Here is a 206-nt window from a genome sequence, read left to right as displayed (position 1 = left end):
GTTCAGTTAAGTCGTTTCCGCTCGACTTGCATGTGTTAGGCCTGCCGCCAGCGTTCAATCTGAGCCATGATCAAACTCTTCAATTTAAAGTTTTTGATTCCCTAAATAAATAGGGAGAGGCTCAACGAATACTGACTTCAAAACTCATCCTTACTCGAAAGTAAGAAGTAATTTTAAAGCTATTACCATTCCAACAGAATGATAAT

Annotated in this window: 1 rRNA gene; it reads right to left on the bottom strand. The window is 38.3% G+C overall.

Annotation, left to right across the window (positions count from 1 at the left end):
- Nucleotides 1–86, bottom strand: a 16S ribosomal RNA gene (locus tag VJL_RS26940); the annotation flags it as partial.
- Nucleotides 87–206: the final 120 nt, after the last annotated feature.

The organism is Vibrio jasicida CAIM 1864 = LMG 25398 (assembly GCF_000400365.1).
In the GTDB taxonomy this organism is placed as follows: domain Bacteria; phylum Pseudomonadota; class Gammaproteobacteria; order Enterobacterales; family Vibrionaceae; genus Vibrio; species Vibrio jasicida.
The sequence above is the reverse complement of the archived record's forward strand: the minus strand, read 5'-3'. Positions and strand labels throughout refer to the sequence as shown.